This window comes from Paenibacillus sp. SJS-P3, from assembly GCF_056711585.1.
This window is the reverse complement of record NZ_CM160043.1, coordinates 309,501-327,933: the sequence shown is the minus strand read 5'-3', so window position 1 is coordinate 327,933 and position 18,433 is coordinate 309,501. Positions and strand designations below refer to the sequence as shown.

Sequence of the window (18,433 nt, the reverse complement as noted above, 5' to 3'; positions counted from 1 at the left end):
GGGGGATTTTTCATGACCAATGCAGATGTTCGTAAGAAGTGGGAAGCCCGTGTTGAAGCCTCCCGAAACAATTGTTCGTAATGTCCAAGCAACCTATGCAGCAAGAAAATATCCTATCCTATGGACGCACAGTTTTATTCGAGCCGCATAGACGTTTGGCAAGCTGGATAAATACGAACAGGTAAGGTGATGGAAACTATGCTTTATACCGCTCTCGGCGACTCCATTACATTCGGGGAGAACGCCTCTTCATTCGCGAGGTCCTATCCCCGGTTGGCCGTTGCATCCTTGAGCTCGCGCACCCGCAAGGCCGTCGGGAATGTAGTCGCTAGGCCCGGCTGGACCAGCGAGGATTTATGGCGTGCCATGAATGGCAACCCGGGCATCAGCCGATCCGATATCGTCTCGGTATGGATCGGAGGGGTCGATATATCGGATGCCGCCTTGGCATCCGTCGCGACCCAGAATCCGCCGGCCATTCAACAAGCTCTAGCCAACTATCGGCAAAATCTGAGTCGGATTCTAGGCCATTTGGAAAAAACAAGCCGTGCCCGCATCATTTGCTTCACGCAATACAATCCTTTTCCGAACAGCTCTGTCGCCGTTGCCGGAATCCGCGCACTCAATCAGACGACAATGGAAGTCGCCCGCCGCCACCGCGTCTCGATCGCACCCGCGCATAAGTGGTTTGAAGGCAAGCAAGCAAGCTTGATCTACGGCTACCGGCAAGGGAAAGTCGAAGACGCCTTGAGCGGGTTCATGCCGATCCACCCCAATGATCACGGGCATCAAGTCATCGCATCGGGATTGATCCCTTATCTGAATTCCGGCAAGTAGCATCGCAGATAAGGATTGCTGAACCACAACGAACACCGCCCCTGACGGACGGTGTTTTTCGTTGATTAAACCATTTATTTCCTGTTTTTATTTATCGTCCATTAACAATTCGGCCATAAACTGAGTATACAGCCTCCTACTACTACTCGTACGAAAGAAAGGAACATCATATCATGGGAATTCATGCGTATTTTCAATCCTTGAACGATCTCGAACGCATCATTCGCTGTCCCGGCAAGTTCAAGTTCGAAGAGCATAGCGTGTCCGCGCATTCCTGGAAAGTCGTTCAATACGCCAAAACGCTGGCGGATATCGAGGAAAGCAACGGCGTCGCCATCGACTGGAAGAAGCTGTACGAAATTACGAGCAGCCATGATTACGGCGAAATCTTCATCGGCGATATCAAAACGCCCGTCAAGCATCACTCCATGGAGCTGCGTGGCATGCTGCAGCAGGTGGAGGAGGGAATGATCGCTCTCTTTATCGAAGAGAATATTCCCGAGGAGTTGAAGCCAATATTCCGCAGACAGCTGCGCGAGGGCAAGGACGATTCCGTCGAAGGGCTCATTCTCGAGGTGGCCGACAAGCTCGATCAGGTATACGAAGCGCTTACCGAATTGCAAAGAGGCAACCGGGAGAAGGAATTCGTCACGATGTACCGCGAAGCGCTCGTCAAAATCAAGAAGATCAAGCTCCATTGCGTGGATTACTTCCTGGATAACATCCTGCCCGACATCGTGAAGGAAAGCTCGGATTGTCCCTTTGATATCCGGAAGATTACGAAAGAGGCATTGGAACTCTAATGACGGAGATTTGATCTGTACCAACTGCCCTCCCCAACACACCGCCCCCTTCTCTTACATATTCCACCTTATTTCATTTGGAGGCAGAGGAGAATTGCTGCCTTCTGTCCTAAGGCAGCGGAACACAGGCGTCCATGGCACCGCCACGTGTTCTTGATGTGTCCGGAGCAGGCCTCATACATATAAAAAAAACACCTCATTGGTGTTAGTTCGAACCCGTTCTTATTTCTTTACCAGCTCATCCACTTCACTTTTCAACAATAGGTATCTATGAACACTTCTCATGATCGGCACTTTGGTCAGCCTGTTTTTATCCGCATAGACTTTCATTTGATCTTTGGAAAGACCCAATAAATGACCTGCTTCTGTAACCGTCAGCACAATTTCATTGCTTGTAGCGTTGAAGGTTTTTTTGACCTTTAAATTCCAGTCTTCGAATGCATTCATTTCAGCGCATCCTTCCCTATTCAGAGCCAATAGCTTCATTGACTTCACTATTCTTATTATAACAGAAGTTCATGCTTTCTCCTAAACCATTCGATGGCTCTCCTCTATTCCAACCATTAAAACGTATCCCGAAGGAGCGGCCACGTTCTCCGCTGTGCGCAAGCTTAGGGAAAGCGGCTGGATCAAGGACGGAGAGACGGTTGCCCGCTCTCAACAATTTGATTGCGATATTAAAGCCGCAAGGTTATAAAAGCAAACATCCACACCCTCACGGTTGTGGATGTTCAATATGGAGGCGAGCCGCGGTTATGTCAGTCTAATGACACCGTTCCCCTGCAAGACCGCCTTATTCCTTCACGGCGCCCAGCATAATACCGGATACGAAGTACCTTTGCAGGAAAGGATATACGATCAGCATCGGCACCATAGCGATAAACACCTTGGCCGAATTCAGCGTCCGGTTGGACAGCTCCGACAGCTTTTTATATTGCTCGGGGGTCAGATTGGTGCCGACCGGAATGTTCACGACAAGCTGCTGGATATAGGTTTGGAGCGGATATTTATCGGAAGTGTTCATCAGCACCAAGCCGTTGAAGAATTCATTCCAGTGATAAACGCTCAGGAACAACGCCACTGCGGCCAACACCGGGATCGAGCATGGGATATACACCCGGAACAAGATCGACCACGGACCGGCGCCGTCGACTACGGCCGCCTCATTCAGCTCCTTGGGCAGATTGCGGAAGAAGTTCATGATCAGGATCACGTCGAAAACCGGTACGCCTCCGCCCAGCACCAACGCCCAGATCGTATTGATCAGATGATAGTTTTGAATCGTGAGATACCACGGGATCAGCCCTCCGTTGAACAGCATGCAGAAGACAAGAATCCACATGAACGTATTGCGCATCTTGAAATCCTTCTTGGGCCTGGCAAGCGGGTAAGCCATCAGTACCGTCATCAGCAAGGAAAACGACGTACCGAGCACGGTGCGCTGAATGGAAATCCAGAACGCGTTGAAGAACAGCCTGTCATTGATAATTTCCTTGTACGGCGTCAAGGAGAAGCCGATGGGATAAATCGTAACCAAGCCTGCATTGGCGGCGGACTTGTCGGAGATCGACACGCAGAAGGTGTACCACAGCGGGTATAAGCAGCTGATGAGCAGGAGGCCGAGAATGACGATATTGGCAATGTCGAACGTCCGCGAGCCTAATGTTGTATTTCGGACCAATGCAGCGCCCTCCTCCCTCAGAATACCGTGTAGTCGGCATAGCGATATGCCAGGCGATAGGAGATGAAAATCAGCACAAAGCTGATGACCGACTTGAACAATCCAGCCGCCGTCGCCAGCGAGTACTGAAGATTTTGCAAGCCCAGCCGGTACACCCATGTGTCCAGAATATCTCCGGTTGAATACACTAGCGGGTTATAAAGGTTGTACACTTGATCGAATCCGGCATTCAGCACGTTGCCGAGACTCAAGACGCCCAGCAGCACGACTGTGGTCGTCAGCGCCGGCAGCGTGACGTGCCGGATCAACTGCCAGCGGTTGGCGCCGTCAATGGCTGCGGCTTCATACAGATTGAGGTTGATTCCTGTCAGCGCCGCGAGATAGATAATGGAGTTGTAGCCGAACTCCTTCCACACGTCGGTGCCGATGAGCAGTTGCCGGAAAATGCCGGAATCGGCCATGAACAGCTTCGGATCAAAGCCGAACATCCCGGCGACCGTATTCACGACGCCATAATAGCCGAATATCCCGATCACTATCGTCGACAGGATGACCCACGACAGAAAATGCGGCAGGTAAACGACGGTCTGGACCAGCTTTTTGTAGCGCAGGCTGCGGATTTCGTTCAGCAGGATGGCAAAGATAAGCGGAATAAGCAGATTGAGCACGATTTTGCCGACGGCGATAATAAAGGTATTGATGATAACCGTCTTGCTGTCGTTGAGCTGAAACATATACTTGAAGTTTTCCAGCCCGACCCACTGAGATTTGAGCAGCCCCGCTCCCGGATTATAATTCTGGAATGCCATCAGAATACCGAACATAGGCACAATGCTGAACATAACGAGCCAGACCATACCCGGCAGCAGCATCAAATAATAGTGTTTCTGATGGCCTAATTTCCTCATCATGGCCAACCTCCCGTCTCCCTAACAGGATCTGAAGCCTGCGCAAAGCACCGGAGCGGCCAGCGCTTTCCGCAAGCTTCTGCCTGATCACTTCTTCAAGAGCTCTGCGACTTCCGCCGTGATCTCATCTCCGCCTTGAGCCTTCCAGTCCTTCACGAATTTGTCGAAGGAGTCGATAGGCGCTTGGCCAAGGATGATTTTCAGCACCGTCTCATCCTCCATTTTCTTGAGGTTGGCCCATTTCGTTTCCATTGTAGGGGTCTGGTTGTAGGTGACGCTGAAAACCTTCTTATCGATGGGAATCGTCGCGAACGGACGATCGCCGATCATGATGGAATACAAGCGCTGGAAGTCGCCGAAGTTGGATGTGTTGAAGTTGCCGACATTCAGCTCCTCATACGGAGGCTTGATGACGCTCTGCACCTTTTTCGCATCCGCATACATCAGTTTGTACAAGCTGTTCGGCTTATTGTAATCCTCGGGCTTGGTCTCGCCCTTCAGCACTTTCAGAAGCTCGACATACTCGTATTCCGTTTCGTTGGCCGCAGCCAGCACGTTGCGAAGCGGATACCAGCCCACGCTGACCGACAAATCAAATGTCGCTTCATCGCGCACGAGGGCATTGTTCATGATGAGGATGGCTTTGACGACATCCGGCTTGGCGTTTTTGCTGATAACGGTGTAGGTGCTGCCCGTCGTCTTCATATGCGCATTCCACTTGTTGTCGTCGGAATAGACCGGATAGGCCTGCCAGTTCGCAGTAGGATCATTCTTGAAGGAGTCCCCGTTGCCATAGCCGCCGTTCCACCATGGACCGAAGAATATCCCCGTCTGGTTCGCATTGATGGGATCCCCTACGTTGTCGCGGGTGCCAACCTCGGGATCGATAAGCCCTTTTTTGTACCAGTCGGCCAGCAATGCCAACGTTTTTTTCGTCGTATCCGTCGTCGTTCCGTACGTTACCGATCCATCGCCATTGTCGAGCCAGTATCCCGGGTACGCATCCATCGCGCCAAAGATAGGGTCAAAGCCCCCCATATTGTTGGAGGATACGAGGAAGGTGGAATACGGGTAGGTGTTTTTGGAAGGACCGGCAATGCCGATCGTTTTGTCGCCGCCAAGCTTGTTGTCCATGAAAGCCTTCGCCGTCTTTTCGATATCCGCCACCGTCTTCGGCACAGGCAGCTGCAGCTTGTCGAGCCAATCCTTGCGGATCCACAGAACGTGCACGCCGTCCGTATCCACCGTAATATTCGGGATCGAAACCATCTTGCCTTTATAGCTGGCGTTTTCCAATGCGCGGCCATCGGTGCTTGCCATAATGTCCTTCACCTGCGAGGATTGGTACTGCTGGAACAGATCGGTGATATCATACAGCAGTCCCGAGCTGGCCGCCTTGGTCATGAAGGAGCGGTCGTCGACGACCATGCCGTCAGGCAGCTTGCCGGATGCGATCGTCAAGCTGACCTTCTGCTTGAAATCGTTGCCGGTAGCCGCGGTCCAATCCACAATCACATTGATGTTGTACTTGTCCTTGAGGTAGCGCGTGTACTGGTTGTTGCCCACACTGTCGCCTTCAGGCAGCGTTTTGTCTGTCGGATCCACCATCATGCCGATGTGGACGTCAACAGGCTTGGGGAATTTGGAGAAGGCGAGGTCATCTCCGGAAAGTGCCGGGGCTGCAGAGTTTGTCCCCGGATCTGAAGACGCTTTCAAATTATCCGATGAAGAATTGGAGCTACACGCTGTTACGCTTAGGCCAAGCATTACGACGGAAAGCAGCTTTGCCATATTCTTTTTCATCCTGGTCCCTCCCCGTGGTTCCTTGCCCTCTCATTGTACCTTTGAAGCGGGGAAAAAAAGTCGGACGGATGTGCCGTGTTTTGTGGCGGATACGGGGATGAGGCAGGCATTTGTGCGATAGATTGCCATCATTCATCCCCCCTATGGAATTGGGCCCGGAATTCGGAAGGCAGAAGACGGGTCTGTTCATAGAACAGCTGGGAGAAATACTTGGAGTCGTTGTAGCCTACGGCATGAGCAACCCAAGCAATCGATTGGTTGGTCTCGCAGAGCAGCCGCTCGGCGGCTCTTATCCGCTCTTGTCTCAAGTATTCGTTGAACGTCGACCCTGTCAGCTTCTTGAAGCATTGGCTGAAATAGCTTCGGCTCATGTGGACATGATCGGCGACATCCTCGGCATGCAGCGTACTCGAAGCCTGCTCGCGAATGAACAACACCGCCTTCAGAATGCTTATGGTCGTATTGGCAAGATCGGTTGAAGCCTCGACCTGCGCATGGACACGTCTCCTGAAATCGCGCAGCCATTCCAGCGCCGACCGGACATCGTTGGCATCCGACCGGAGCTCGGCATTCAGGGCGAAAGCAGACTCCAGCTGCGACAGCACACGCATCCACAGCCCTTCCAGACGGCGCAAGGAAACCTTGGCTTCTGCGGTCTGTTTGCATAGGCGCTGGAAGACCGATTCGTTATAGAGCCAGTAGAGAGAGCGCCATTCCTGCTCCAATGCGCACCACTCTTCTTCCTCCAGTGAGCCGTTGTTTTGCTCGGGGGCAGGCGCAGGCGAGGATGACACCGAAGGCTTGGCTGAACGCTGAGGCATTTCTCCTGTCATTTGCTGCCGGATCCGCTTCAATATCTGCTCGTCGTCCTCCGATTCCAGACGCACCTTGGATATATAATCGAGCACGCCCATACGGTAGGCCGTCTGCACATTCTCAAACTCTTCATGAAAAGATAAAATCACGGAGCGCAGCCCCGGAAATCGTTGCCTTGTTACTTGAAGCAGCTCCATTCCTGACATCACGGGCATCGAGAGATCCACGAACATGAGATCCACCTCATGCCTTTCCATGAACTCCAGTGCCTTCGCGCCGTTCGCCGCCTCTCCCACAACCATCATATCGTGATCGGACCAGGGCATAATCGAGATCAAGCCTTTGCGGGCAAGCTTGTCATCGTCGACAATCAATACACGGATCAACTCGCACTCTCCTTTCTGGGATGGAGAACAGGAAGCTCTAACGTGACCGTCGTGCCTTGATTCGGAGTGCTTTCTATCCCTATGCGGGCCTTATAGCCATAAAATGATTCCAGCATGGATCGAACATAACGAAGCCCGATCCCCCAGCCTGTCTGCTGCTGATCCGGCGTGTCGCGCTGCAGCAAGGCTAGCGTCTCCCGACTCAGCCCTTTGCCGTCGTCGCGGATGACGATACGCACCATCTGCGCCGTTTCATCCGGCCAAATGCTGATTTCCAGCTTGCCGTGATCGTCTAGGCCGTGGCAGACGGCATTTTCCACGATGGGCTGCAGGATGAACCTCGCAACAGAGCTGTCGAGGTAGGCCCCTTCCGCAACAGCCAGCTCCACCTCAAAATCATGCCGCATCTGCTGCAGCTCCAGATAGGTCCGCATGACCTCTATTTCCGACCGTAAGGTAGCCCTCTCCTTCGACTTTCCCAGGTTGTAGCTAAGCAAAAAAATAAGCGAGGAAACAAATCTCTCGATCTCCGCCTGCTTATGCATGACCGCCAGCCAGCGGACCGAATTGAGCGTATTCATCAGAAAATGCGGGTTGATCTGATAGGCGAGCTTTTCGATCTCCAGCTGATGGCGGCGCTTCTCCTTCTGCTCGACATCCAGGATCAGCTGTTGAATTTGCCGTTTCATAACATTGAACTGATGGAATATTCGGTCAAATTCATCGATCCCCGTATGATAGCGGCTGGTGCCCATGTATCCCTTGCCGAACGTCCTCATCTCCTTTTCGATCATTAGAAACGGCCTGTTGATGAGCCGCCGCAATAACAGAGTGAGCATAACCATCATGAAGAGAGCAACGGCGAGAATCCAATACATATGATTTTTCCACGTGTAGAGCTCGTGGTTGTAGCTGGAGACGGGAAGCAGCAGCGTGATGTCGTAGCCGTATTCGCCTTGCATCCGGTTCCATACATAACCGTCCGTCATCCCGGATTGGCCGCTTAGCCGGAGATGTTGGCCAACCGCATAAGCAGTTGAGTTGCTGCTGTAGGTCACCGAGCCCGTCGTGTCGGTGAATATAAGCGTATAGGGGATATTCAAGCTTTCCGCCAACGAATTCATATCGGTGATGATATCGGATTTGGCTTCGACATACACGACTAGCTGCGTTCCGTCTGAAAATCGAATTTCCCGTGTCACCGACACAACCTGATCATCGCTGAATCGGCATAGAGATTTATGCGGAGACTGGTATTTCAACTCCCCCATGCCGGCTACATCGGGCAAGGATTGGCGCGTGAAGCCGCCGCGCAGCGGCAAATTCGAATAAGCAGCATTCCCGCTTGCAGGATTATAATACATCACCAGTTCCATAGCCGGGTTCGAAAACGTAATCAAGCCAATATTGTAGGAAATATCGCGCGAGAGAAGACGCTGGCTATAAATATCCGTGGCAGAGAGATACGTTTCCATCAGGTTGCCGACCGTTCCTTCCGGCGTCATCTGCTGCGTAACCTGAAGCAGGCTGCTGTACATCTGGTTCACCTTCGATGTTTGCTGGTGCAGATCAAAAGCCATGGAGGTCTTGATTTTATCTCGCTGCATCGTGTAGATCGCATTATAGGACACAGACGCCATCAAGACGGCGCATCCTACAAGGCCGACGGTCAAAAGCACCATGATTCGTTTGCGGAGAGAGGAGAACATGAACCGGCTGCGCAGCATGCGCAAGAAACTTATCTTCCTACTTGTAGGCTTCATCCAATGATCACCGCATCTCCAGCTCCTCCCGACAAGTATGGAACAATATTCGCTGTTCGGCATGATCATCCTTCCTAGGTAGAGAGGAAAGTTGCCTTGCACAAACCATTAGCAATCCGGAGAAAAAGCAAAAATCCACAACCATTGAGGTTGTGGATTTCAGTATGGAGGCGAGGGGTCGTATGGGTAAATCCATAATTCGACACCCGCTTAATGATTCAGATGTTTCGGGAAGCTGCGCAATCAACCTGTCTGCTTGTCTGATCTTGGCTTAGCCTAGCCTCGTTTAACCCATCGTACGACGATCGTTCAAATGTCTTCATTAGTGGGACTTTTTCAAAAGACAGCACTTTTTATGTTTTTTCCCGCTGCCGCATGGACAAGGTTCGTTTCTGCCGATTTTCGAGGATGCCGATGGGAACTGGACCACGTTGCCGGCATTCTCGCTCCGGCTTCGCCTCGGACTTAACTCATGAGGAGTAAAGCCGCGATTGGACCACATTCTCGTCGTATTGTGCACATCAATAATGAGCGGCATCATATCGGTCAGCTGCTTCTTGCTCAAGCGGATGCTGCGCCTCTCAAATTCTTCCATGATGACGTCAAGCGGCTCTTCCATCGAGCATGCAAGCTGGATATCATCCACGATCGCGTCAGCCATCCGTTCTCCTTCGCCCAACTGCCGCATGATATAATCCTTCAATGCTTCCAGCTGAGGCGTCATCTCGAAGTAATCCATTTCCGCGTAACGCAGCAGCTCTTCCTTGGGAGGAATGTAGTACGGCTTGTTCTGTACACTCTCCAAGAACGCTTCATAATCGTCCAGGCTTTCTCCATCCAAGCCATCGCTATATAGAAACCCTCGCTGAATGTCCCAGGTCAGCATTTTATCCGAGACGGATGATCGGATTCGATTGAATTGCTCCTCCGTCAAGCCGCCGCCGTTTTGATCATTGATAATCTCGATAATCTTCGAAACGGGACAGATGCCATACAGATTGGCCGCAGCTTCAATATACCGAAGTACTAGCTGGGTTCTACTGCGTTCTTCACGGAATGATTTCTGATCAAGCGTCTTGTATGCAGCCTTCACTTCCTCCGGCATGACAAAGAACAGCTGGTCCCGCTCCATGAAGCTGAACACCAAGCCTTTATCCATCAAAAACAAGTAAGCATTCGCAAAAACAGCATTATCCTGAATATACGGGGCTTTTAGAAGCCGGCACACAAGCTCCCATTCCTGCTCTTCCGCTGTAAGGAAAGCCAAACGCACTTGATTCGCATTCGTAATCCGCTCGTACAGCGCATCCATGAGCTCCTGCTTCTTCAGCTTGGAGCGCCCCGCCAGCGCGCAATTCGCCGCAATGAAATTCAATCGATCTTTGTTCAGCCGTGCAAGAATATCCTTCAAACCAGTCACGACTGAACCTTTGATCGCATGGTTGACGTTCAGCTGCTGCATCTCTTTTTCCAAATCTAAATCCATTTCATAACTCCTTTACCTATCAACCCATATAAATCAATTGTACCCTAACCCGGCTCGCAATTGAACCAAGTGAAAGTATCCGACAAATGAGTTCCGGGTCCGAAGTCAATTCATAACTTGAAGCAATCCCCGATTACAAGTCAGCGAAAGCAAAAATCCACAACCTCAAGGTTGTGGATTTTCAGTATGGAGGCGAGGGGATTTGAACCCCTGTCCGAAGGCAACGGCACACAGGCATCTACGGGTGTAGTCACGGATTTGATGTCACCCAGGCCGACGCCCCGTAACCGGCTGCGATCTGGGTCAGCCTGATTGTCTTCTTCAGCACACCCCAGGCGGAGATGTGACAGCGTAGCCTACTAAGAGTGAGCCCCTACATCCGGCACATAGGCGATGCTGGAGAGGAGCTTAGCATACAGTTTCTTAGGCTGCTGCTAAAGAAGTACGTTGGTTGCCATTTAATAGGCTTTAGCGTTGATAAAGCGGACGCGTCCCCACTACCCGCAACCCATGCTCGAACTACCCCCGTCGAATCCATAAACGCCCCCGAACAGATCCGTCCAGCCTTATCCTGCACCTAAGCTGCAGGGTAAGCGCGGCGGTCCGAAGCGCAAGGACTGTGACGAGACAAGCGGCACAGCATTGCAAAAATAATCAAAGACCAACGTAACGATTGCTATGGACTTAGTATAACACAGATGACGCCGCAATTGCGAAGGAAGTGCTGGAAACAACGCTGATATCTGGTGATGGAGCCAATCCACCATCCAACTGGATGAGACACAGCTAATTTTCAATCACCGATCATGCAGATCTTGATGATTTGCAATCGAAAGTCTCGTTGTTCCTTTGCCTCGGATTGCTGAAAGCAGTCCTGCACAAGTCGGATTAGCGTACTCCCCTGCAACAGGTTGCTTGCTCGCTACCGAGCCACCTTCTGCTTCTCGCGCAGAGCCCGCTGGATATCGCGCTGGGCATCCCGCTTCGCGGCCGTATCGCGCTTGTCGTATTGCTTCTTGCCCTTGCCGAGCCCGATCAGAATCTTGGCATAACCGTTGCGCACATAAATCTTCAGCGGCACGATGGAGTAGCCTTCCTGCTTGGACTGGCCGTACAGCTTCGCGATCTGCGACTTGTGCATCAGCAGCTTGCGAGCACGCGTAGGATCGGTCGGATTGTGGCGGTTGCCCTGCTCGAACGGACTGATATGCATGTTGTTCAGGAACATCTCGCCATTGCGGATCGTGGCGAACGCATCGTTGAGATTGGCGCGTCCGGTCCGCAGGGATTTGATTTCAGTACCCATGAGCACCATGCCGGCTTCGTAGGTTTCCTCGATGAAATAATCGTGGGAAGCCTTTTTGTTCTGAGCCAGCGGCTTCTGGGACTGGTCCTTCTTCGGAGCCATGGTGCTTCGCTCCCTTCTGTCGTCGGAATGGATTGATTGACTGCTTTAATTCCTATCGGATCTTATTGTAGCAAAGGAAATCGCCGCTCAGCAATCGCTCTGACTTATGCAGGACCGTTCTTCTTGATGCCGATGGATTAGGTAACGGCTATTTGGCGAATGTGAATGACATGGTTCGAGAAGGCTGAGCTGCTTATGGCGGCTACCGCCATCTTCTTCGAGATGAAAAACCGGGGATTGCCGCATCGGCAATCCCCGTGTTCATACCCGCCTCAGCGGGATATCGAATCATTCATCTGGCTGAGAAGGCTTGCCCTGCGCCACAAGCTATACCTTATGCTTTCGGCGTGCTGCCGCCCTGGTTCGCGCCGGCATCGCCGCCGCTCACAGGAGGAGCTCCCGCGCCGCCTTTGTTCTTCTTGCGGCGGGAACGGCTGCGCTTGGAAGGGCCGCCCTCGGCAGCGGCCGGAGCCGCCGCGGAGTCGCCTTCATTGCGGTCGAAGTCCGCGAAGATCTCTTGGATATCGACATCCGTCACCTGGCGGATGGAAGGCGCCGTGCTGCCGCCTTTGCGCTTCTTGCGGCGCTGGCGATTGCCTGCCGACGTGCTGTCCTGCGGCGCTGCCGCCGTCTCCTGAGGGACGGCGGAGATGCTAGGTCCGCGTCCGCTCTTAGCAGGACGGGAGCCGCCGCGAGGGCCGCCCTCTCCGCCGGCTGCCGGGCCGCGGCCTTTGCCGCCGCCCGGAGCGCCTGCGCCCGGACGTCCGCCGGCACGGTTGCCCATGCTGCTCGGCGGAACCGGAAGGCCCCACATATCCATACGCTTCGAGCTCTCTGTCTTGCCGCCCTCGCGCACGCTCCACGGATTGTCATCCCGTACATTAGGGATGTCCTCCGGCATGCTGCCCCGCCAGCCATTCGGCCCGAACCCGCTGTCGCGGCGGCCTCTGCCGCCGCTGCGCGGTCCGCGTGCGGCTGCTGCGCCCTGGCCGCGCGCGCCGGCAGGAGCTCCGCCGCCGCGCTTCGCTGCCTGGCCGCGTCCGCCGCCTGCCGGTGCTGCCGGCGCGGCTGCGCTGCGCTCGGCGGTCTTGCCGCCGGCTCCAGCGCGTGCGGCTTGGCCGTTGTCGCTGCCGCCTCTTGGCGCAGCGCCTTCCTTGCCGCGGCGGCCTCTGCCGCCGCGGTTGCGGTTGCCCCGCGCTCCGCCCTGCTGGGCTCCTGCGCGATTGCCGCTCTCGACCATGGCGAAATCGATCGTATGGTCATCCATATTTACACGCTCCACGCGCACTTTCACCTCGTCCCCGATGCGATACATGTTGGAGGTGCGCTCACCGATGAGGACCATTTTCTGATCGTCAAAGTGGTAATAGTCGTCGCTCAGATCGCTGAGTCGAATCAGACCTTCTACCGTGTTCGGCAGCTCCACGAAAATTCCGAAGCCGGTCACGCTGCTGATGATGCCCGTGAACTCTTCTCCTACTTTATCAAGCATAAATTGACATTTCTTAAGCTGGTCCGTATCCCGCTCCGCGTCTACGGCTGCCCGCTCGCGCTCGGACGATTGCTGGGCAATCTCCGGCATCCGGGCAGTCAGCGTCTCCAGACGCGACTCGGACAGCGTTCCGCCGCTCTCCAGCACCTCTCGGATCACCCGGTGGATGACCAGATCGGGATAACGCCGGATCGGCGACGTGAAGTGGCTGTAGAACTCCGCGGCCAGGCCGTAATGGCCAAGGCTCTGGGCGTCGTAGCGGGCCTGCTTCATGGAACGGAGCATCATCGTCGAGAGGATGGTCTGTTCCTTTGTTCCTTTGATCTCTTCCAGCAGCGATTGAAGCGCCTTGGGATGGACCGCGTTGCCTTTGCCCTTGATGGCGTAGCCGAAGTTGGAAGCGATCGTGATGAAGGTCATCAGCTTCTCGTTGTCCGGATTCTCATGGACCCGGTACAGGAACGGAACCTTGAGCCAGTAGAAATGCTCCGCTACCGTCTCGTTGGCCGCCAGCATGAATTCCTCGATGATCATCTCGGCGACGGAACGCTCGCGCTTCACGATGTCGATCGGCTTGCCCTCGTCGTCCACGATGATCTTGGACTCCTGGAAGTCGAAGTCGACCGCGCCGCGCTTCATGCGCTGGCGGCGAAGCTTCATCGCCAGCTCCTCCATGAGATGGAACATCGGCACGAGATCCGCATAACGCTCCATCAGGCGGGCTTTTTCCTCGCGGCGCTCGGCGCGCTCCTGGCGCTCGGCAGCTTCCCGAACGGCCCGGTCCTCCTCGCTTTCTTGAGGAACGGAAGCTTCTCCGGCTGCAAAAGCATCCAGCTGGTCGAAATCCTCCGGACTGCTCCGGACAACCTCTCCCTTACGGTTGCGGTTCCGGTTGCGGGTAGGCTCCGGAGTTTCCGACAGCCAAGGATGTTGCGGTCCGGGACCGGACTTGTCCAGCGCGGCGGAATGTCCAGCAGCAGCCTGGCCTTCGTCCGGCACATGGCCGTCCTCGTCGGAGGCGAACTCCGAATCCTCCGGCAGAGGACCGGCATCGCTGGTCTCGATGATGAGGCCCATGCCGCCCGGAGGCAGCTTCTCGGCCTGCAGCAGCTCAGCCGCATCCTCTTCGTCCTCCAGGTAATCGGCCGAATGCTCGTCCGTTTCCTCTTCTTCGGGAATGCCGGCGTCTCCGCCTTCGATGATGAGGCCCATACCGCCCTCAGGCAGCCGCTCGGCATGGCCGCGCAGGCTCTCGTCCACTTCCGCTTCCTCATCGGAACCGGCATGGCGAATGTCCTCGCCAGCATCTCCTTGGGCGCGGCGATGGGATTCCTCCATCAGCGCGTTCGTGCTGACGACATCCTCCTCCGCCTCGTCCGGAGCCAGTATCTTGCGCACATTTGTATAGGACATGCGCTCCTTGGTCCGAATGACGCTCGTGAAGATATCATGGCGAACCCGTTTCAGCGTGCTGGCGTCGAACTCCATCTCGCAGGACATCGTCAGACGGTCCACCTGCGGATGCAGGGAACAGATGCCGTTGGAGAGGCGATGCGGCAGCATCGGAATGACCCTGTCGGTCAAATAGACGCTTGTCCCGCGGCGGTAAGCTTCCTGGTCCAGAGCGGATTTGTCCCGGACATAGTAACTGACATCGGCAATATGAACGCCGAGCAAATAATTGCCGTTGGGCAGCCGCTCGACTTGAACGGCATCGTCGAGGTCCTTGGCATCCTCGCCGTCGATCGTGACGACCGTCTTGCCGCGCAGATCGCGGCGGCCCTGGCTGATGATCTCTTCCTCGGTAATGGCATCCGGAGCCGCCTCGGCTTCCTCCATGACGTCGTCGGGGAAGCTCTCCGGCAGCTGGTGCTTGCGGATGATGGAGAGGATGTCGACGCCGGGATCGTTCTTGTGCCCGAGCACCTCGACGATCTCGCCTTGAGCTGCCGCCCGGCCTTCCGGATAATTCGTAATGCGGGCTACGACCTTCATGCCGGTCACAGCGCCGCCGAAAGATCCCTGGGGCACGAAAATATCGCGATTGATCCGCTTGTCGTCCGGCGTGACAAAACCGAACGTCTCATGGCTCTCGAACGTTCCGACGAGCTGGGAAACGGCGCGTTCCACGATCTGGACGACTTCGCCTTCCATGCGGCCTCCGCCAGGAGTCCGCTCCGTCACTTTGACGAGCAGAATATCGCCGTTCATGGCGGTGCCGAGGTCATTCGCGCCGATATACACGTCTGCATGGGTCTTGTCCTCCGGAATGAGGAAGCCAAAGCCCTTGGCATGCGCCTGCAGACGTCCTTTCAACAAATTCAGATGCTGAGGCAATCCATAAGCCCCGCTGTCGGTGCGAAGCAAGGTGCCTTCGTCTTCCAGTTCATTGAGAAGCTTGAGAAACGCTTTGAAATCGGAGGCATTGTCGATGCCCAGCTGCCTTTCGAGCTCTTGATACGTCATCGGCTTGTACGCCGGCTGGTTCATCAAGTCCAGCAAGTCTTGTTTCGTTGTCATCGTTCTCCTTCTCACCTCATGCCGTCGGGCGCCCGTAGGTGCTGGCAGATCCAACCACTTTCTCTATATCATGTAGTATACACGAAATACGGCTTCATCAACCTACCTGCGCGACAAAAAAAAGAAAAAGCGGGGATCTCCCCCGCTTTATCGATGCATTCGGCTTGCTATTTCAGGTAAGCGACCAGAAGCGCCAGGATGAAAAATCCGGCTGCCAGTCCAATCGTCAGGCGCTGCAGGAACAGATCCAGTCCGCGAGCTTTCTGCTTGCCGAACAGGTGCTCCGCTCCGCCGGAGATCGCTCCGGAGAGGCCTGCGCTCTTGCCCTTTTGCAGCAATACGACCGCAATCAAACCAAGGGAAAAAATCACGAGCAGAATTTTCAGAAATGTATCCATGCGTTTGTTACCTCCCAGCTTTCGTACAGCCTCCCGGCTGCCTGCCGCTAATGAATAGCTGAAGTTTTGCACATGCAGATCGCCTTCCACGCCGCGGAAAACGGTTTGCATGGGCAAAACCGTTCATGAACAGCACTCTGATTGTACCATAGGCATCCGCCCGAGAACAAGAGAAAGCCGCTGGACTCTTCCGGGCCGGAAGAGTCCAGCGGCTCATCGGCGCTTCTCTCAGTAGCCTTTGCTGCGCAGGTAGTCGAGGCTGAGCTTCGCGCTCTCGAGCGAGGAACTGGCGAACTCCTCCTGCTCCACGATGAAATACTCGATGCCGGCATTCTCGGCAATGGCGAAGACGCTCTCGAAATCAACGACTCCGCTGCCCACTTCCGTATCGCGGCGGCCGTCCCCGAAGTCCTTCAGATGGATGACCGGAGTGCGTCCGGCATATTTCTTGACGTATCCCGCAGGCGATTGGCCGCCCATATGCACCCAGCCGAGGTCGAATTCCATGATCATCAGATCGGCAGGAATCTTCTCCAGCAGAATGTCGATGAGCGGCTTGCCGTCCACCATCTTGAATTCGAAGTCATGGTTGTGGTAGCCGTACATCAGGCCTGCTTCCTTGACCTGGCGAGCCGCGCGCTCGAGAGTCGCCGCGAGGCTGTCTACATCGGCCATTGTAGGGCTCTCAGGCAGCGGAGCCCACGGAGTAATAATATACTTGAGTCCGATTTCCTTGGCGAATTCAATCTGCTTGGCCAGATCGGATTCGATCTTGTCCGGTTCGTTGAAGCTCAGGCCGACGTGTGCGGATACCGCTTTGATGCCGGCTTCCTCCATCGCCTTTTTCAAGTCTGCCGCGCTCGTGTTGAAATATCCGGCGAATTCCACGTACTCATAGCCCATTTCAGCTACCTTGCTGATCGTTCCGAGGAAGTCCTTTTCCGTCTGGTCGCGGAGCGTGTACAGCTGCAATCCGACTTGAGGTTTTGCCATAATTCCAAACACCGCCTGTTCGATTGGGATAGCTACAGTATAGCGCTTTCAATCGTACACAAGCTATGCCCGTTTTTGTGCCGTTTGTTTGTGATTTTGGCACGAGCGTCCTGAGCCTCCATTCAGGAGTGCCGCTGTCCACTGGGGAATCGGCACTATTGGGAGCCATTGGTCCGTTCCTTTTTTCGTCCCGCCGCATAGCCTTCGAACCGGGTATCAAACCGGTCTTGAGGACATGCGTTTTGTTGTTTGTTCTCTGATTCAGCTCTTTTCAGAACGTACCGGACATACGATCCGCTATTTGTCCCGATTCAGCTCTTTTCAGATCGTATCGGACATACAATCCGTTATTTATCCCGATTAAGCTCTTTTCAGATCGTATCGGACATACGATCCGTTATTTGTGAACAATTATCCTTTTCCCGATTGAAGACGAGGAAATAACGGAACGTATGTCCGATAAAAATGTAATTCCGGGATATCCTCGAAAATAAAGGATCCTATGTCCGATAGCTTGATCCAGCCCGCTTTTTCAGCATATCCGCGTTGAATCTAGTCTCCATCTACATTCTCATTCTCATTCTCATTCTCATTCTATGCCTGATCCATTCAGATCTTCATTCTACTCAGTTGTCTAGCCCAATCCCTACCCTTGCCGGTCCTTTGCCGCTACCTTGCCGTCTCCGTTGCCGTTGCCGTTACCGTTGCCGTTGCCGTTACCGTTGCCGTTGCGGTTGTCGTTTCCTTGCCGTTGTCGTTACCTTGCCTTTACCGTTGTCGTTTCCTTGCCGTTGCCTTTTCCTTGCCTTTTCCTTGCCTTTTCCTTGCCTTTTCCTTGCCTTTTCCTTGCCTTTTCCTTGTTTTATCCAATCCCATTCCAATCCCCCCTTACCTCCACCGGTCCAAAAGAATCGTTCAGCCTCATCTCCGACTCGCTCAAGCAAATAAAAGTCTATTGCACCGCCCATGACCGCCAAGACCGCCCATGACCGCCCTTGCCATCACTCCCCTAATCCAAACCCTTCACTCCCCCACCCGCTTGTTCTGTGCCGCGCCAGCCGAATGCAAAAAAATCCCCTGCGCGCTACACGCAGGGGATTCCGATGAGCCTTCCCGGCCGGCATCAAGCCAGCCGGAAA

Annotated in this window: 14 protein-coding genes and 1 other RNA gene; 2 read left to right on the top strand and 13 right to left on the bottom strand. The window is 54.2% G+C overall.

Features of this window, described 5'->3' with window-relative positions:
• Positions 1-189: 189 nt before the first annotated feature.
• Positions 190-837, top strand: coding sequence for an SGNH/GDSL hydrolase family protein (locus AC06G8_RS01530; RefSeq protein ID WP_480284190.1), 648 nt, complete (start codon positions 190-192; stop codon positions 835-837).
• Between the two features lie 173 nt (positions 838-1,010).
• Positions 1,011-1,640: a YfbR-like 5'-deoxynucleotidase gene (locus AC06G8_RS01525; RefSeq protein WP_480284189.1), complete on the top strand. Its 630-nt coding sequence runs from the start codon at positions 1,011-1,013 to the stop codon at positions 1,638-1,640.
• Positions 1,641-1,862: 222 nt separating this feature from the next.
• On the opposite strand, the gene AC06G8_RS01520 is transcribed toward AC06G8_RS01525, so the two are convergent.
• From AC06G8_RS01520 to AC06G8_RS01460, 13 genes are all read right to left on the bottom strand, one after another.
• The gene (locus AC06G8_RS01520) at positions 1,863-2,087 is read right to left on the bottom strand and encodes a DNA-binding protein (protein WP_447663696.1); all 225 of its coding nucleotides are present in this window, start codon (positions 2,085-2,087) and stop codon (positions 1,863-1,865) included.
• 346 nt (positions 2,088-2,433) lie between these two features.
• Positions 2,434-3,321 carry a carbohydrate ABC transporter permease gene (locus tag AC06G8_RS01515; protein WP_447663465.1) on the bottom strand — a complete coding sequence of 296 codons (888 nt, stop codon included), beginning with the start codon at positions 3,319-3,321 and terminating at the stop codon, positions 2,434-2,436.
• A 17-nt stretch (positions 3,322-3,338) separates the two neighbouring features.
• Positions 3,339-4,229 carry an ABC transporter permease gene (locus AC06G8_RS01510; protein ID WP_447663695.1) on the bottom strand — a complete coding sequence of 297 codons (891 nt, stop codon included), beginning with the start codon at positions 4,227-4,229 and terminating at the stop codon, positions 3,339-3,341.
• 87 nt (positions 4,230-4,316) lie between these two features.
• The gene (locus tag AC06G8_RS01505) at positions 4,317-5,840 is read right to left on the bottom strand and encodes an extracellular solute-binding protein (protein ID WP_480284188.1); all 1,524 of its coding nucleotides are present in this window, start codon (positions 5,838-5,840) and stop codon (positions 4,317-4,319) included.
• Between the two features lie 320 nt (positions 5,841-6,160).
• Positions 6,161-7,234: a response regulator gene (locus tag AC06G8_RS01500; RefSeq protein WP_447663463.1), complete on the bottom strand. Its 1,074-nt coding sequence runs from the start codon at positions 7,232-7,234 to the stop codon at positions 6,161-6,163.
• Positions 7,231-8,961 carry a sensor histidine kinase gene (locus AC06G8_RS01495; RefSeq protein WP_480285365.1) on the bottom strand — a complete coding sequence of 577 codons (1,731 nt, stop codon included), beginning with the start codon at positions 8,959-8,961 and terminating at the stop codon, positions 7,231-7,233. The genes AC06G8_RS01500 and AC06G8_RS01495 overlap by 4 nt, the downstream gene beginning before the upstream one ends.
• A gap of 358 nt (positions 8,962-9,319) precedes the next feature.
• Entirely contained in the window at positions 9,320-10,483 is a 1,164-nt protein-coding gene (locus AC06G8_RS01490; protein ID WP_480284187.1) for a YecA family protein, read from the bottom strand.
• A 184-nt stretch (positions 10,484-10,667) separates the two neighbouring features.
• Positions 10,668-11,031, bottom strand: a transfer-messenger RNA (tmRNA) gene (gene ssrA, locus AC06G8_RS01485).
• Between the two features lie 374 nt (positions 11,032-11,405).
• Positions 11,406-11,891 (bottom strand): SsrA-binding protein SmpB, encoded by a 486-nt coding sequence (smpB, locus tag AC06G8_RS01480; RefSeq protein ID WP_447663460.1) that lies wholly within the window; start codon positions 11,889-11,891, stop codon positions 11,406-11,408.
• Positions 11,892-12,225: 334 nt separating this feature from the next.
• Positions 12,226-15,903, bottom strand: a complete 3,678-nt coding sequence (locus tag AC06G8_RS01475) for a VacB/RNase II family 3'-5' exoribonuclease (protein ID WP_480284186.1) — start codon at positions 15,901-15,903, stop codon at positions 12,226-12,228.
• 167 nt (positions 15,904-16,070) lie between these two features.
• Positions 16,071-16,301 carry a preprotein translocase subunit SecG gene (gene secG, locus AC06G8_RS01470; RefSeq protein ID WP_048744964.1) on the bottom strand — a complete coding sequence of 77 codons (231 nt, stop codon included), beginning with the start codon at positions 16,299-16,301 and terminating at the stop codon, positions 16,071-16,073.
• 228 nt (positions 16,302-16,529) lie between these two features.
• Complete coding sequence (locus tag AC06G8_RS01465) at positions 16,530-17,294, bottom strand: sugar phosphate isomerase/epimerase family protein (RefSeq protein WP_480284185.1); 765 nt, start codon at positions 17,292-17,294, stop codon at positions 16,530-16,532.
• Positions 17,295-18,010: 716 nt separating this feature from the next.
• Positions 18,011-18,271 (bottom strand): hypothetical protein, encoded by a 261-nt coding sequence (locus AC06G8_RS01460; protein ID WP_480284184.1) that lies wholly within the window; start codon positions 18,269-18,271, stop codon positions 18,011-18,013.
• Positions 18,272-18,433: the final 162 nt, after the last annotated feature.

Coding starts and splice junctions, on each gene's coding strand:
- AC06G8_RS01530 (WP_480284190.1), top strand. CDS start 190: ATGGAAACTATGCTTTATACCGCTCTCGGCGACTCCATTACATTCGGG.
- AC06G8_RS01525 (WP_480284189.1), top strand. CDS start 1,011: ATGGGAATTCATGCGTATTTTCAATCCTTGAACGATCTCGAACGCATC.
- AC06G8_RS01520 (WP_447663696.1), bottom strand. CDS start 2,087: ATGAATGCATTCGAAGACTGGAATTTAAAGGTCAAAAAAACCTTCAAC.
- AC06G8_RS01510 (WP_447663695.1), bottom strand. CDS start 4,229: ATGAGGAAATTAGGCCATCAGAAACACTATTATTTGATGCTGCTGCCG.
- AC06G8_RS01505 (WP_480284188.1), bottom strand. CDS start 5,840: ATGATGGTGGATCCGACAGACAAAACGCTGCCTGAAGGCGACAGTGTG.
- AC06G8_RS01495 (WP_480285365.1), bottom strand. CDS start 8,961: ATGCTGCGCAGCCGGTTCATGTTCTCCTCTCTCCGCAAACGAATCATG.
- AC06G8_RS01490 (WP_480284187.1), bottom strand. CDS start 10,483: ATGGATTTAGATTTGGAAAAAGAGATGCAGCAGCTGAACGTCAACCAT.
- smpB (WP_447663460.1), bottom strand. CDS start 11,891: ATGGCTCCGAAGAAGGACCAGTCCCAGAAGCCGCTGGCTCAGAACAAA.
- AC06G8_RS01475 (WP_480284186.1), bottom strand. CDS start 15,903: ATGACAACGAAACAAGACTTGCTGGACTTGATGAACCAGCCGGCGTAC.
- secG (WP_048744964.1), bottom strand. CDS start 16,301: ATGGATACATTTCTGAAAATTCTGCTCGTGATTTTTTCCCTTGGTTTG.
- AC06G8_RS01465 (WP_480284185.1), bottom strand. CDS start 17,294: ATGGCAAAACCTCAAGTCGGATTGCAGCTGTACACGCTCCGCGACCAG.